Origin of the sequence: Chitinimonas prasina, assembly GCF_030160395.1 — a bacterium.
GTDB lineage: Bacteria > Pseudomonadota > Gammaproteobacteria > Burkholderiales > Chitinimonadaceae > Chitinimonas > Chitinimonas prasina.
Genome location: NZ_BSOG01000008.1, coordinates 75,201 through 89,585 on the forward strand (window position 1 = coordinate 75,201; position 14,385 = coordinate 89,585).

Here is a 14,385-nt window from a genome sequence, read left to right on the forward strand (position 1 = left end):
AAACGTCGTCGAAAAACAAGGGTGATAGCGTGTTCAGGCTCTACGGTTCAGCATTCTCGAACTACTCCAACAAGGTCAAGCTGACCCTGGTGGAGAAGGGTATCGCCTTCGAGGAGATCGCGACAGGCCCCTCGCAAGAGGCAGATTTTCTGGCGCGCTGCCCCACAGGCAAGGTGCCTTACTTTGAGGTGGATGGTACTCGCTTTTGCGAGAGCCAGGCTGCATTGGAGTATCTGGAAGAACGCTATCCTGACGTGGCCTTGCTGCCCAAGGACTTGCTGGCACGTGCCAAGGTGCGTGAGCTGATCCAGATACTGGAGCAGGATGTGGAGCTGGTGGCCCGTCGTTTGCTGCCGCACGCCTTGTTTGGCGCGCCAGTGGCCGATGGTGTCAAGGAAGAGGTGGCGCGCCAGTTGGACCGAGGTGTGCAGGCGTTTGGCCGGGTAGCCCGCTTTTCACCCTATTTGGCGGGCGAGATGTTTACCCTGGCGGATTGCGCCGCGGCCGTCCATTTCCCCTTGATCAGTCGGATTACCGACAAGGTCTACGGTCGTGACTGGTTTGCCGGTCTGCCGGTGGCGACTTATCTCGAATACATGAAGCAACGCCCTGCCTATGCAAAGGTGCTGGCCGATATGGCGGCAGCCCGCGCAGCGCGGGGATAGGGAAGCGCGATAGATGAAACTTGCATTTGTTTTTCCTGGTCAGGGTTCGCAAGCCATAGGCATGTTGAATGCCTTCGCTGATAGCGATGTGGTGCGGCAGACGCTGGCTGAAGCGAGCGAGGCGCTCGGTTTTGACCTGGCGGCCATGATAGCCGGCGGCCCGGACGAGGCGCTCAACGCGACCGTCAATACCCAGCCGGCAATGCTGGCGGCAGGCGTGGCGGTATACCGAGCCTGGCTGGCGGCTGGTGGCCGCAAGCCGGACTATCTCGCCGGCCACAGCCTGGGTGAGTACTCGGCCCTGGTGGCGGCCGATGCGCTGGATTTCAAGGATGCGGTGCGCCTGGTACGCCTGCGGGCAGAGGCCATGCAGGCCGCGGTGCCAGCTGGGCAGGGTGGCATGGCTGCCATTCTGGGCCTGGACGACGATGCCATCCGTGCCGCCTGTGCCGAGGCGGCGCAAGGCGAGGTTGTAGAGGCGGTGAACTTCAATACCCCTGGCCAGGTGGTAATTGCGGGCAGCAAGGCCGCCGTGGACCGGGCCTGTGAGGCTTGTACGGCGCGCGGCGCCAAGCGGGCCTTGCTGCTGCCAGTATCGGTGCCTTCGCATTGCGCGTTGATGAAGCCGGCGGCCGTGCAACTGGAAGCGGCCATGGCGGGCATCGTGCTGCGCGCGCCCGCCATTCCGGTGATTCATAACGCAGATGTCACTGCCTGGTCACATGACCATGAGATCAAAGGGGCCTTGGCGCGCCAGCTTTATAGCCCGGTGCGCTGGGTAGAGACCGTGCAACTGCTGGCCCAGTACGGAGTGACTGTGGTGGCCGAATGTGGCCCAGGCAAGGTGCTGGCGGGCATGACCAAGCGTATCAATGGCGAACTGAGTGGCATGGCACTGACCGAGCCGGCCAGTTTCGACAAGCTGAAGGCGGCACTGTGAACCGGGTGGTGGAGTGTTTTCGCCGCATGCCCTGGATAGACAGGTTGTTTATCCCGCTGGCACTGCTGCTGGGGGTGACGCGTGTGCATGACGGGCTGGTCAATGGTGTGGCATGGTCGTTGGCTGCTGGTGCGGGTTTCTTCCTGTATGCGGCCGGCAAGCTGGGACAGTACTTGAGCGGTGATGGTGCCAGGCCCAGCGGCAAGGCCTTGATCATGCAGGTGGCGGGGGGCGGTCTTTGGCTGGCCTCGATGATCTGGCGCCTGACGAACAATTGACGATTGAGCAAGTGAGCGAGGAAGACGACGCATGTCCCTAACAGGCAAAGTAGCACTGGTTACCGGTGCATCCCGCGGCATAGGCCGGGCTATCGCCGAGACCCTGGGCAAAGAGGGTGCCATCGTGATAGGCACGGCAACTAGTGACACGGGTGCGCAGGCCATATCGGACTATCTGGCTGCTGCTGGCTATCCGGGCCAGGGCTTGGCGCTCGACGTGAACGACAGCGCCGCTCTGGATGCCGCGCTTGAGCAGGTCGAGAAAACCCATGGCACCATTGCCGTGCTGGTGAACAACGCGGGTATTACCCGTGATCAGTTGCTGATGCGGATGAAGGAAGAGGACTGGGATGCCGTCATGGATACCAACCTGCGTTCCGTATATCGGCTATCCAAGGCCGTATTGCGTGGCATGATGAAGGCTCGCTGGGGGCGCATCATCAGCATTGCTTCGGTAGTGGGTGCATCCGGCTCTGCCGGTCAGACCAACTACGCCGCCGCCAAGGCAGGCATGATGGGTTTTACGCGGTCGCTTGCACGTGAGGTAGGCAGCCGCAATATCACGGTCAACTGCGTGGCCCCCGGTTTTATCGATACGGATATGACAGCAAGCCTGGCGGATGACTACAAGCAGAAGCTGCTAGCGCAGATTCCGCTGGAGCGTTTGGGCCAGCCACAGGAGATTGCCGATGCCGTGGGCTTCCTTGCATCGGACCGAGCCGCTTACGTGACGGGTACTACCCTGCATGTAAACGGCGGTATGTACATGAATTAATTGGAGTTTTCACTCCGTTTTTTGGCGTCGCCGTTTTTTGATAGAATGCGGGCGCTTTTGACCATCCAACACGAAAGGTTTGGGTTCAAGAATGGAAAATATCGAACAACGCGTGAAGAAGATCGTCGCCGAACAGCTGGGCGTCAACGAAGCCGATATCAAGATCGACTCGTCCTTCGTTGAAGACCTCGGTGCCGACTCGCTCGACACCGTTGAGCTCGTGATGGCGCTGGAAGAAGAATTCGAGTGCGAAATTCCGGACGAAGAAGCCGAAAAGATCACCAACGTTCAGCAAGCCATCGATTACGTCAAGAGCCATCAGGGCAAGTAATCCAGCTGTGAGCCAGACCTTGACCGGCTTGGCTGCAGGGTGTGCAAGACCCCGACGCGTTTGCTCGCGGCGGGGTCTTGTCACATTTGCTGTTTAATTTGATCGGTCGCTTGTTTGACCGTGGTGTATTGTCATGCGAGTCATGTAGAGTGATGCGCAGCTGTTCTCGATAGGAAGTTCCAATGTCCAAACGCAGAGTTGTCGTTACTGGCCTGGGCCATGTTTCTCCTGTGGGCAATGATGTCGCTTCAGGATGGGCCAATTTGCTGGCCGGCAAGAGCGGTATCGGCACCATCACCCGTTTTGATGCCAGCGATATGGCCTGCCAGATCGCTGGGGAAGTGCGTGGCTTCGATGTCAACCAATACATTTCGCCCAAAGAGGCGCGCCGCATGGATACCTTTATCCATTACGGCATTGCCGCTGCGCTGGATGCCATCAAGGATGCCGGCCTGGATGATATTGCTGGCCTGGACAAGACCCGTGTCGGCGTCAATATCGGCTCGGGTATCGGCGGCCTGCCCCTGATCGAGGAAACCGGCGTGGATCTGATGCAGGGCGGTCCCCGCAAGATCGGTCCTTTCTTTATTCCTGGTTCGCTGATCAACCTGATCGCCGGCCACGTCAGCATCATCAAGGGCTATCAAGGCCCCTCCTATGGCATCGTGTCGGCGTGTACCACTGGCGCCCACTGCATAGGGGATGCTGGCCGCATGATCCAGTACGGCGACGCCGACATCATGGTAGCTGGGGGGGCCGAATGTGCCATCGCCCGCCTGGGCATAGGCGGTTTTGCAGCCATGAAGGCGCTGTCTACCCGCAATGACGATCCGACTACGGCTTCGCGCCCCTGGGACAAGGGCCGTGACGGCTTTGTCATGGGCGAGGGAGCAGGGGTGCTGGTGCTGGAAGAGTACGAGCACGCGGTCAAGCGCGGCGCCACCATCTATGCGGAGCTGGCCGGTTTTGGGATGAGCTCGGACGCCCACCACATCACCGCGCCGAATGCCGAAGGCCCGGCGCGTGGCGTGCAGAATGCGTTGCGGGATGCTGGCGTCAATCCTGACGAGGTCGACTACGTCAACGCCCACGGTACCTCCACGCCGCTGGGAGACGCCAACGAGACTAATGCACTCAAGATCGCTTTTGGTGACCATGCCCGCAAGCTGGCCGTCAACTCTACCAAGTCCATGACGGGTCACTTGCTGGGTGGCGCGGGTGGGGTGGAGGCGGTGTATTCCATCCTGGCGTTGCACCACCAGAAGAGCCCGCCCACCATCAATCTGTTCGAGCAGGATATCGAGGGGGGCTGTGATCTGGATTACGTGGCCAATACGGCCCGTGACATGACTATCCGGGTCGCGATCTCCAACTCCTTCGGGTTTGGCGGAACCAATGGCACGCTGGTGTTCAAGCGGGCCTAGCCAGGGCGCAAGAGGCGTTGCGCGCTAGCACGGCGTAGCGTACTGCCCTGTGGCGGCAGGCCTCCTGGCGGAATACTCGCCAAGCGGCTTGCCAAACAGAATGCCGCGCGGGAGACTGCGCGGCGTTTTCATTGATTTGCTGCGCGATGCCAACCTTATCGCTAGACACCACGCCCGATCTGCTGGCGCTGGCTGCGGCCCATCCGGCTGCCTTCCCCTATCTGTTGCAGTCTGCTGGTGACGCCGGCTGGGACATCCTGTTCGCCCTGCCTATGTCGGTGCGTGTCTATGCCGGGCACGAGGGGCGGGCACTGTACGACGACCTTGCCCGTATCGCTGTAGCGCCCCAGATGGCGGCGGGGGAGTTGCCCTTTAGTGGCGGCTGGTTCACCTATCTGGGCTATGAGTGGCTTGAGACACTGGAACCTACGGTGCCGGCGCGACAGGACAGGGACTTCCCCTTGGGGCTGCTGGCCAGGGTGCCGGCTGCCGTATTGGTAAGACGAGGCCAGGGTGGGGCGGTGCTGGTGGCGGAGACCGAGGCGCAGCTGGCCAGTCTGCAGGCATTGCTGGCCGCCGTGCCGGTCTTTGCGCCGCAGGCTATTGCCTTGCAGCAACTGGGTGAGGACGAGCCGGCGGCGTTCCTGGCGGGGACCTTGCGCTGCAAGGACTATATCCGCGAGGGCGATGTATTCCAGGTCAATCTGTCGCGCGGCTGGGACGCCAGGTTGGCCGATGGCGCCGGGCCGCTGGATCTGTTCGCCCAGTTGCGCCGCGCCAATCCTGCGCCCTTCTCGGCCTATGTGGATCTGGGGGGCGGCCAGGCTATCGTCAGTTCATCGCCCGAGCGCTTGGTGAGGATAGACAGGCAGGGCCGGGTGGAGACGCGCCCCATCGCTGGCACGCATCCGCGTTCCGCCGATCCGCAAGAGGACGCTGCACAGAAGGCCAGGTTGCTGGCTTCGACCAAGGAGCGGGCTGAGCACATCATGTTGATTGACCTTGAGCGCAACGATCTTGGGCGTATTGCCGTACCGGGTACGGTAAAGGTTGATGCCTTGATGGAGGTGACCAGTTATACGTATGTCCACCATATCGAGTCCACCGTCAGCTGTACTCTGAGCGCAGGGCAGCATGTGGCGGGGGTATTGCGGGCCTTGTTCCCCGGCGGCACGATTACCGGCTGCCCCAAGGTGCGCTGCATGCAGATCATCCGGGAGCTGGAAGACAGGCCGCGCCGCGCCTATACCGGCAGCCTGGGCTATATCAATCAAGATGGCTCGCTGGACCTGAATATCCTGATCCGTACCTTTATGCAGGACGGTGATGCCTTGTACTTCCGCGCTGGGGCTGGCATCGTGGCCGACAGTGATCCCGAGCGGGAACTGAATGAGACGCGCGCCAAGGCCAGGGGCTTGCTGCGCGCCCTGGGGGTGCAGCACTAGTGCGTTGGTCGCATCAGCCAGGTGAGGGAAAGGGTGAGGCGTGACCGAGCAAACCGCCTTGATCAATGGCGAGATCGATGCCGTAATCTCTCCGCGGGATCGCGGACTGGCCTATGGCGACGGAGTGTTCCGTACCCTGCGCTGTCAGGCCGGGCGGGTGCTGGCCTGGCCCAGGCAGTATGCGAGGCTGCAAGCCGATTGTGAGCGGCTGGGCATGGCGTGCCCGGATGAAGCCCTTTGGTTGGCCGATTTGGCAAGACTGGCGCCTTGGGACGCCAGCATCAAGTTGATGGTGACGCGTGGGGTGGCTGCCAGGGGCTATGCCTGTGCACCGGACGCGCCGCCTACCCGGCTGGTATTGGCCGGCCCCTTGCCTGCCTATCCTGAGGCGCTTTACCGTGATGGCGCAGCCATCAGGCTGTGCGACTGGTTGTTGCCGATACAGCCCGGATTGGCCGGGGTCAAGCATCTGAACCGGCTGGATCAGGTGATGGCCAGGCGGGAGTGGAGCGATCCGGCGATATTTGAAGGCCTGATGCGTAATGCGCGAGGCGAGCTGGTAGAGGGGGTGATGAGTAATCTCTATCTGCTGCAGGATGGTTGCTTGCTGACACACCCGCTGACGGATTGTGGCGTGGCTGGCGTAATGCGCGAGATGGTGTTGCAGCTTGCGACCGAGTTGGGCTTGCCAATCGTGTTGCGGTCTTTCGATGCGGATGTCATGCTGGGGGCCGAGGCTGTGCTGCTGAGCAATAGTCTGGCTGGCGTGGTGCCGGTGGGGCGTTGTGGTCAGCGCCTATGGCAGGATTTCAGCCTGGCTGCGCAATTTAACCACCGTATCAACTCATTGTGTCGTGAAGAGAGCCATCTATGCTTGCCCGTTTGATCTTACCCATGCTGCTGTTGGTACCCGCGCAGGCCGCAGGTCCAACATTGCCGGACAAGTACTCCCCCATCTTCTACGAGCATTTGCCGGGCAAGGAGAAAGCCCGGTGCGAGAAGTACGTCAACGAGTTGGTGCTGATAGAGAAGCGAAAAAAAATGGGCGCCAAGCCTTGGGATCTGGAGAAGATGGCGGCCAAGCAGGCCAAGATAGAGGCAGACTACGACAAGTACTGCCTGCGTCTGCAGAAGTAACCGTTATGGTGAACAGCCTTCGCAGTAAACAGTAGGCCGGCTGATTGCCGGCTTTTTTACATCTGTACTTGCCATAATTAGCAGGAATGTTTAAATTTCCAGTAAATACTGGAAATTGAACATGAACCTGACTCCGCTGGCTGAACGCTTTGTGCTGCACTTTGGTGAAATGGGCTCCCGCTGGGGTGTCAATCGCACCGTAGGGCAGATTTATGCCTTGCTCTACATCAGCGGCAAGCCGCTATGTGCCGACGAAATAGGCGAGACGCTGGCGTTTTCCCGTTCCAATGTCGGCATAGGCATCAAGGAGCTGCAGGCCTGGCGTCTGGTCAAGCTGGTACACCTGCCTGGTGACCGGCGCGACTTCTTTGAGCCGCCCAAGGATGTCTGGGACATCTTCCGGGTGTTGATGGAGGAGCGCCGTCGCCGCGAGATAGAACCTACCCTCAGCATGCTGCGCGAGGCGTTGCTGGAACGCCCCGATAGCGAGGCGGACCAGATTGCCCAGGATCGCATGCGAGAAATGCACGGGCTGATCGAGCTGACCACAGGCTGGCTGGATGAAGTGCAGCGGCTCTCGCCCGAGACGGTGATACGGCTGATGCAACTGGGTGCCAAGGTACAAAAGGTGCTGGAGTTCGCCGACAAGCTCAAGTTCGGTGGCCGTGATGGCGGCGAGGCTTGACCACCATGACTGACCCCGAACCAGGCCCCAGACCTGCCCTTACCACGCGCCGACCCCGCTTGTGGCTGGAGTTGAGCGTGATCGTGGTGGTCAAGCTCACCCTCTTCTTTACCGCCAAGCACCTCTGGTTCAGCGAACCATTGGCCCGCCACATGACCATACCCCAGCCGCAGGTGGAGCAGCAACTGCTCGGCACGGCGGCCAAGCCTGTACCCCCTGTATCCCCGACTCGCGGAGCTTCCCATGATCTCACCCGATGATGTGGTCACCCTGTCACGCCTGCAGTTTGCGTTGACGGCCATGTTCCACTTCCTGTTTGTGCCATTGACGCTGGGGCTCTCCTGGATACTGGTGATCTGCGAAGCGGCCTATGTCATGACAGGCCGGCAGGTGTATCAAGACATGACCCGCTTCTGGGGCAAACTGTTCGGCATCAACTTTGCCATGGGGGTGGCCACCGGGCTGACGCTGGAGTTCCAGTTCGGTACCAACTGGGCCTATTACTCCCACTATGTGGGCGATATCTTCGGCGTGCCCTTGGCGATAGAGGGCATGATGGCCTTCTTTCTGGAGTCCACCTTTATCGGCTTGTTCTTCTTTGGCTGGAACCGCCTGAGCCCGGTCAAGCACCTGATGGTGACCACCCTGCTGGCGCTGGGCACCAATCTCTCGGCCTTGTGGATCTTGATCGCCAATGCCTGGATGCAGAACCCGGTGGGCGCAGAGTTCAACTACCACACCATGCGCATGGAGCTGGTGAGTCTGTCGGAAGTGTTCTTCAACCCGGTGGCGCAGGCCAAGTTCGTGCACACGGTGGCCGCTGGCTATGTCACGGGTGCCATGTTCGTGCTGGGCATATCGGCGTTCTACCTGCTGCGCGCCCGTGATACTGGCTTTGCCATACGCTCGTTTGCCATTGCGGCGGGCTTTGGCCTGGCAGCCAGCCTGTCGGTCATCGTGCTGGGCGACGAATCGGGTTACACCACGGGCGAGGTGCAAAAGGTGAAGCTGGCAGCGATCGAGGCGGAGTGGGAAACCCATCCGGCACCAGCAGGGCTGACCCTGTTTGGCCTGCCCAACCAGGCCGAGGAGCGTACCGACTATGCGGTGAAGGTGCCCTACGCACTGGGCCTGATTGCTACCCGCTCGGTCGACGAGCCGGTAATAGGCATCAAGGATCTGAAGCGCAACCATGATCTGCGCATACGCCGCGGCATGAAGGCCTATGAGGCACTGGTGAAGCTGAAGGCGGGCGACAGGTCCGACGCTGTGCTGTTGCAATTCGAGCAGCACAAGGCCGACCTGGGGTTTGGCCTGCTGCTGAAGAAGTACACGCCCAGGGTGGTGGATGCGACCGAAGCGCAGATTGCCCAGGCGGTGAGCGACACCATTCCGCAGGTGGCACCGCTATTCTGGGCCTTCCGTGGCATGGTGGGGCTGGGTTTTCTGTTCCTGTTCATCTTTGGCGCCAGCTTCTGGTATCTGGCGCGCAAGCAGCTGGCGCCCCGGCGCTGGTTGCTGCGCCTGTGTGTGGTCGCCATCCCCTTACCTTGGGTGGCGGCAGAGCTGGGCTGGTTTGTGGCGGAGTATGGCCGGCAGCCATGGACCATCTCGGGCATCCTGCCTACCCATCTGTCGGTCTCCAGCATTGAGGCCAGCCAGGTGTGGACCAGTCTGCTGGGTATCGGTGCCATTTACCTGGGCCTGTTCGTGGTGGAGATGTATCTGATGCTCAAATATATACGGCTGGGGCCGGCCAGCCTGGGTACCGGGCGCTATCACGGCGAAGCCACTACTGCTTAGAAGGAGCGCCACATGCTGGAATACGACACGCTGAAATTGATCTGTTGGGGGCTGCTGGCGACCCTGCTGATCGGCTTTGCCTTGATGGATGGCTTTGATATGGGGGTGGCCATCCTGCTGCCCTATGTGGGCCGTACCGATGAAGAACGCAGGGTGGCCATCAATGTGGTGGGGCCCACCTGGGAAGGAAACCAGGTCTGGCTGGTGCTGGCCGGTGGTGCCATCTTTGCCGCCTGGCCGCTGGTGTATGCGGCGGGCTTCTCGGTGTTCTACTACGCCCTGGTGCTGGCGCTATGTGCGCTGTTCCTGCGCCCGGTGGGTTTCGACTACCGCAGCAAGTTGGCCAACCCGCATTGGCGCAGCTTCTGGGACTGGGGGCTGTTTGTCGGCGGTCTGGTGCCGGCGCTGGTGTTCGGGATCGCGATTGGCAATCTGTTTGTCGGCCTGCCCTTTCGTTTCGATGACACCATGCGGGTCAGTTATGGTGGTGGCCTGCTGGACCAGCTGAACCCGTTTGGCCTGTATTGCGGCTTAGTATCGGCCTGCCTGCTGGCATTGCATGGCGCTACCTTGTTGCTGTTGCGTACCGAGGCTGCGGTCGGCTTGCGTGCGCGGCGGGCTGCCATGGTGTTGGGCTGCCTGCTGGCGCTGCTGTTCATCCTGGGTGGTGTGTGGCTGGCGGGCATGGCGGGTTTAAGCCTGCAAAGCCAGGGCGAAGTGGCCAAGGCACTGACGCCATTTGAGAAGACAGTCACCCGCGTAGCGGGCGGCTGGCTGCACAACTATGGTCGTTGGGATTGGTTATGGCTGCTGCCTGCCAGCGGCGTGGCGGCAGCCTTGCTAGCCAGTTTGTCGGCTTGGCGTGGCTGGCGCTGGGCGGCATTCCTGGCCAGCGCTGCGGCGATAGTCGCCATCCTGCTGACGGCGGGCTTGTCGCTGTTTCCTTTTGTGCTGCCTTCGAGCATGGATGTCCAGAGCAGTCTTACCCTGTGGGATGCCAGCTCCAGCCATAAAACCCTGTGGGCCATGCTGCTGGTGACTGCCATCCTGCTGCCCATCGTGCTGCTCTATACCAGTTGGGTCTACCGGGTACTGCGCGGGCCGGTGACGGTAGAGACCATCCGGCGTGACAGCCATACCGCTTATTAAGAGAGGACAAGCAATGTGGTATTTCGCCTGGATACTGGGTTTGGGGCTGGCACTGGCCTTTGGCGTAGTCAATGTGATGTGGCTGGAGGCCAACTATGCCTTTGGCCAGCGTGACGAAGACGAAACCAGGCGCCGCTTCGAGGCGCACAAGGAGTAATGCTTGCCGGCCGGCCAGCGCATTGCCCGGCCTGGCTGGATGAGGCCGGTCGCGCTGTGGGCATGCCGACCACTGGGGCGCTTATATATATGTTTCCTGGGTGATGTTCAGCCATCCACCGGTTGCTGGGGTGTAGGCAGTAGCAATTGGTAGAATGCCAGATCCAGCCAGCGGCCAAACTTGAAGCCTGCCTGCCGGATGGTACCGGCGTGGCTGAAGCCCAGCTGCTGATGCAGGGCGATACTGCCAGCATTGTCGGCATCGATGCCACCCACCAGGGTATGTACCCCGCGCGCCTGTGCTTCGACTATCAGTGCCTCCAGCAGTTTGCGACCCAGGCCGGCGCCGCGCTGGTCTTTGTGGACATAGACGGAATGCTCGACCGAATACTTGAAGGCCGGCCAGGCGCGGAAGGTGCCATAGCTGGCGAAACCCAGCAGTGTGCCTTGATCGTCCTCGAAGCCGATGACGGGAAAGCCATTGGCCCGCTTGGTCTCGAACCAGCCCACCATGCTGGCGGCCGGCCTGGGGTAGTAGTCATACAATGCGGTGGAATTGACGATTGCGTCATTGAAGATGGCCAGTATGGCCTCGGCGTGGCGGGCTTCGGTACAGTGGACAAGACGCATGGTATTCCTGGGTGGCGGGTGCTGACCCGCCATGTTATCCAAAGGCCACAGGCGCGGTAAGTAGGTATCCTCGCCACTGTCTGGGGAATTGCCGTGTCGCCCGTCAGCCTGCGTGTCACACGGTGCAGCTGGCGGTGTCGCAGGCCAGTTGCTGTGGTGGCTGGGATGCGTTGCCCGCCTTTACCAGCCGGTCGCGCAACCATGCTTGCCACGCTGCAGGTTTGCCCAGGTAGCGGTCCAGCGGCAGGATTTCCTGCTGCGCGCCATCTAACAGAACCAGGGTAGGGAAGCCACGCGCCCCCAGCTGTGCCATCTGCGCCCGGCTGCTGGCGATATGGCTGGCGGTTTCTGCGCCTTGCAGCTTTTCGTAGGCCTTGGCGTAGGCTTGTGCATCGAGCCCCAGATCAATGGCCAGTTGATGCAGGACCGCAGGATCGGCAATCTGTTGGCCCGCAATATAGTAGGCTTGCTGCAGGCGATGCAGCATGGCCAGGCCCATGCCGGCGGCTGACTCGGCCGCCAGGATGGCACTGATGGGCGGTGCCGAATCCAGCATGGCCGTGCTATCGCGCAGCAGTCCGTCGCTATAGCCAATACCAAAGGGCTGGCCACTGAGTTCGGCGATACGTTGATCGTGTGGCAATACATAGTCTCGCCAGGCCGGGCTGATGGGGCGGCGTTGATCACCCGCCAGCATACCGCCGGCATGCAGGTGCAGGGCGACGCCGGGCAGGCTTGCTGCGATGGCAATCAAGGGGGCGGTGCCGTAGCACCAGCCGCACAAGGGGTCGTAGTAATAGTGCAGGGCGGGGCTTACCACTTCATGTCTCCCATACGGACCTTGGCGCCAATATCAAGTGCGATGCCCAGGCCGGCCTCGGGGTAGGCGCGTTGCATGGCGGCTATCAGTTCGTCGCTGGTCTTGGCTTGCTGGCTGGCAGCGTCGAAGCGAAGCAGGTAGTCACGGGTGTATTGGATGGCGCTGGCGTCAAGTGCGCCGCCTGTCGCCATATGGCCGGGAATCACCATGGCCGGCTGCAGTGCCTGCATCTCCTCCAGTTGGCTCAGCCAGGCCTTGCGCTCAATCTCTTGCTGTGTGTCGGCGGTCCAGACGTGTAGCTTGCTGAAGACGGCGACATTACCCGCGATGGTACGCAAGGAAGGAATCCAGACATAGGGACGATGCGCCAAGGCCCCATGAGTGCCACGCAACTCGATGGTGGCACCATCCAGCAGCAGGGTATTGCTGGAGAGAGGCTGCGGCAGTACGGACTGCATGGGAGCGTTGGCGCCCATCTTGGGGCCCCAATAAGCCAGCTTGGCGGGCTGCTTGGCCTTGATCTTCTCTGCCACAGCGGGACTGGCGACGATGTCTGCCTGGGGGAACAGGTTCTTGAGCGTTGCCGCGCCGAAGTAATAGTCGGGGTCGGCATTGCTGATCAATATGGTCTTGAGCGTCTTGCCGCTATCGAGGACGTGGGCGGCAATGCGATAGGCATCTGCCTGGGTGAAGCCGGCGTCGATGACCATGGCTTCGCTGCTGCCGGTGATCAGCACCGAATTGGCGTGAAAGCTGCCCGCATCGGCGTTGTAGAGTTTGAGTTGCAGGGGCTGGGCTGCCTGGGTGGTGGCGGCCAAGCTGAACAGGGCGGTTGCGAGCAGGGTGGGGCGCAGCATGGTGTAACTCCTTGGTTGTGACGACAACGGGCCTAATCCCGCGTCGTTTTCAGTGAGGTGCACTTTAGTGGCTTAATTCGTTCGGATAAATCGGCTAATCTGTTCATGTTTGTTGCGTATATCGAGCAAGTGATATGGATAGATTGTTGGCGATGCGTGTGTTTGCCGATGTGGCCCAGACCGGCAGCTTTACCGCCAGTGCCGAGCGCCTGGATATGTCGCGCGCCATGGTGACCCGCTATGTGGCTGAGATGGAGCAATGGCTGGGTGCCCGCCTGTTGCAGCGCACTACCCGGCGTGTGGCGCTGACCGATGCCGGCGAGCAATGCTTGCGGCGCAGCCAGCAGATGCTGGCATTGGTCGAGGAGGTGGAGGCGGAGATATCTCCGCCCGACGGGTTGCTGCGAGGGCAGTTGCGGTTGACCTGCAGCATGTCGTTTGCCTACGGCCACCTGGCGGCGGCCATCAGTGACTTTCTGACCATGCATCCGCTACTGAAGATAGATCTGGATGTGGGGGACAGGGCCGTGAACCTGGTCGAGTCGCGCATCGACCTGGCGGTGCGCATCAGTGCCGACCCTGACCCTGCGCTGATTGCCCGTCCATTGGCGCCTTGCGATTCCGTGCTGGTGGCAGCGCCTGCCTATCTGGCGGCCCATGGCCATCCGCAGCACCCGGTGGAGCTGAGCCAGCATCGTTGCCTGGGCTATGCCAATTTTGGCCGCAGCACCTGGCGCTTCAGCCAGGGCGAAGCTTGGCAGGAAGTCAGTGTCACCCCGCGCTTTACGGCCAATGAGGCAACGGTGCTGTTGCAGGCAGCCCTGGCAGGGGGAGGTATCGCGCTACAGCCCACCTATCTGGCCAACCATTTGCTGGCTGGTGGTGAGCTGGTGGCCGTGTTGCCAGGCTGGCAGCCGCCGCAGATGACTATCTATGGCTTATATCCATCGCGCCGGCAGCTATCCCCAGCGATACGGACGCTGCTGGATTTCCTGGTTGCACGATTTGCCGATCGGCGTTGGTAATTGCCAGCGTGGCGAATGCCTGCCCCTGAATATGGTCTTTAGGGCCGTCAGATCAGGCTGAACGGGCCTTCTGGCAGCTTGATCTGATACGGGATATTCGCGCTGCCGATAAGAATTTTGCGAATAGGTGTTGACGTGATTATCTGTGGGACGTATAGTTCGCCTCCTTGCTGCTGACGCAGACAAAAACGAAGCGAAACGAATGAGTTTAGCGGAGTGGGTCTGAAGAAGCAAACGCTCTTTAACAAGATACAACCGATAAGCG

General features: G+C 60.9%; 19 protein-coding genes. 15 read left to right on the forward strand and 4 right to left on the reverse strand.

The features are described 5' to 3' along the window. Positions 1–29: 29 nt before the first annotated feature. From QQK16_RS20810 to cydX, 14 genes are all read left to right on the forward strand, one after another. Positions 30–665 (forward strand): glutathione S-transferase family protein, encoded by a 636-nt coding sequence (locus QQK16_RS20810; RefSeq protein WP_284198418.1) that lies wholly within the window; start codon positions 30–32, stop codon positions 663–665. 13 nt (positions 666–678) lie between these two features. After that, complete coding sequence (gene fabD / locus QQK16_RS20815; protein WP_284198419.1) at positions 679–1,605, forward strand: ACP S-malonyltransferase; 927 nt, start codon at positions 679–681, stop codon at positions 1,603–1,605. A 26-nt stretch (positions 1,606–1,631) separates the two neighbouring features. After that, positions 1,632–1,883 (forward strand): hypothetical protein, encoded by a 252-nt coding sequence (locus tag QQK16_RS20820; protein ID WP_284198420.1) that lies wholly within the window; start codon positions 1,632–1,634, stop codon positions 1,881–1,883. Positions 1,884–1,914: 31 nt separating this feature from the next. Beyond that, the gene (gene fabG, locus QQK16_RS20825) at positions 1,915–2,658 is read left to right on the forward strand and encodes a 3-oxoacyl-ACP reductase FabG (RefSeq protein WP_284198421.1); all 744 of its coding nucleotides are present in this window, start codon (positions 1,915–1,917) and stop codon (positions 2,656–2,658) included. Positions 2,659–2,749: 91 nt separating this feature from the next. Next, positions 2,750–2,989 carry an acyl carrier protein gene (acpP, locus tag QQK16_RS20830; protein WP_284198422.1) on the forward strand — a complete coding sequence of 80 codons (240 nt, stop codon included), beginning with the start codon at positions 2,750–2,752 and terminating at the stop codon, positions 2,987–2,989. Positions 2,990–3,171: 182 nt separating this feature from the next. Continuing rightward, positions 3,172–4,413: a beta-ketoacyl-ACP synthase II gene (gene fabF / locus QQK16_RS20835; RefSeq protein ID WP_284198423.1), complete on the forward strand. Its 1,242-nt coding sequence runs from the start codon at positions 3,172–3,174 to the stop codon at positions 4,411–4,413. A 146-nt stretch (positions 4,414–4,559) separates the two neighbouring features. Beyond that, positions 4,560–5,858: an aminodeoxychorismate synthase component I gene (locus tag QQK16_RS20840; protein WP_284198424.1), complete on the forward strand. Its 1,299-nt coding sequence runs from the start codon at positions 4,560–4,562 to the stop codon at positions 5,856–5,858. 40 nt (positions 5,859–5,898) lie between these two features. Continuing rightward, a complete protein-coding gene (gene pabC / locus QQK16_RS20845; RefSeq protein ID WP_284198425.1) occupies positions 5,899–6,744 on the forward strand; it encodes an aminodeoxychorismate lyase in 846 nt (281 codons plus the stop codon). An 8-nt stretch (positions 6,745–6,752) separates the two neighbouring features. After that, entirely contained in the window at positions 6,753–6,995 is a 243-nt protein-coding gene (locus QQK16_RS20850; protein ID WP_284198426.1) for a hypothetical protein, read from the forward strand. Between the two features lie 121 nt (positions 6,996–7,116). After that, positions 7,117–7,680, forward strand: coding sequence for a GbsR/MarR family transcriptional regulator (locus tag QQK16_RS20855; RefSeq protein ID WP_284198427.1), 564 nt, complete (start codon positions 7,117–7,119; stop codon positions 7,678–7,680). 5 nt (positions 7,681–7,685) lie between these two features. After that, positions 7,686–7,940, forward strand: coding sequence for a cytochrome oxidase putative small subunit CydP (gene cydP / locus QQK16_RS20860; RefSeq protein WP_284198428.1), 255 nt, complete (start codon positions 7,686–7,688; stop codon positions 7,938–7,940). Continuing rightward, complete coding sequence (locus tag QQK16_RS20865) at positions 7,924–9,483, forward strand: cytochrome ubiquinol oxidase subunit I (RefSeq protein ID WP_284198429.1); 1,560 nt, start codon at positions 7,924–7,926, stop codon at positions 9,481–9,483. Before cydP ends, QQK16_RS20865 begins: the two co-directional genes overlap by 17 nt. Positions 9,484–9,495: 12 nt before the next feature. After that, entirely contained in the window at positions 9,496–10,632 is a 1,137-nt protein-coding gene (cydB, locus tag QQK16_RS20870) for a cytochrome d ubiquinol oxidase subunit II (protein WP_308447094.1), read from the forward strand. 13 nt (positions 10,633–10,645) lie between these two features. Then, the gene (cydX, locus tag QQK16_RS20875; RefSeq protein WP_284198430.1) at positions 10,646–10,789 is read left to right on the forward strand and encodes a cytochrome bd-I oxidase subunit CydX; all 144 of its coding nucleotides are present in this window, start codon (positions 10,646–10,648) and stop codon (positions 10,787–10,789) included. Positions 10,790–10,896: 107 nt separating this feature from the next. Here the strand turns inward: cydX and QQK16_RS20880 are convergent, their stop codons facing one another. From QQK16_RS20880 to QQK16_RS20890, 3 genes are all read right to left on the reverse strand, one after another. Then, positions 10,897–11,418 (reverse strand): GNAT family N-acetyltransferase, encoded by a 522-nt coding sequence (locus QQK16_RS20880; protein ID WP_284198431.1) that lies wholly within the window; start codon positions 11,416–11,418, stop codon positions 10,897–10,899. Between the two features lie 115 nt (positions 11,419–11,533). Continuing rightward, on the reverse strand, positions 11,534–12,238 hold the full coding sequence (locus tag QQK16_RS20885) for a DsbA family protein (protein ID WP_284198432.1): 705 nt from the start codon (positions 12,236–12,238) through the stop codon (positions 11,534–11,536). Further along, positions 12,232–13,095 carry an MBL fold metallo-hydrolase gene (locus tag QQK16_RS20890; protein ID WP_284198433.1) on the reverse strand — a complete coding sequence of 288 codons (864 nt, stop codon included), beginning with the start codon at positions 13,093–13,095 and terminating at the stop codon, positions 12,232–12,234. Before QQK16_RS20890 ends, QQK16_RS20885 begins: the two co-directional genes overlap by 7 nt. 134 nt (positions 13,096–13,229) lie before the next feature. Between QQK16_RS20890 and QQK16_RS20895 the strand changes: the two genes are divergently transcribed. Continuing rightward, positions 13,230–14,120, forward strand: a complete 891-nt coding sequence (locus tag QQK16_RS20895) for a LysR family transcriptional regulator (RefSeq protein ID WP_284198434.1) — start codon at positions 13,230–13,232, stop codon at positions 14,118–14,120. 47 nt (positions 14,121–14,167) lie between these two features. On the opposite strand, the gene QQK16_RS20900 is transcribed toward QQK16_RS20895, so the two are convergent. Beyond that, the coding region (locus QQK16_RS20900; protein ID WP_284198435.1) for a hypothetical protein at positions 14,168–14,385 on the reverse strand (218 nt) is incomplete at its 5' end.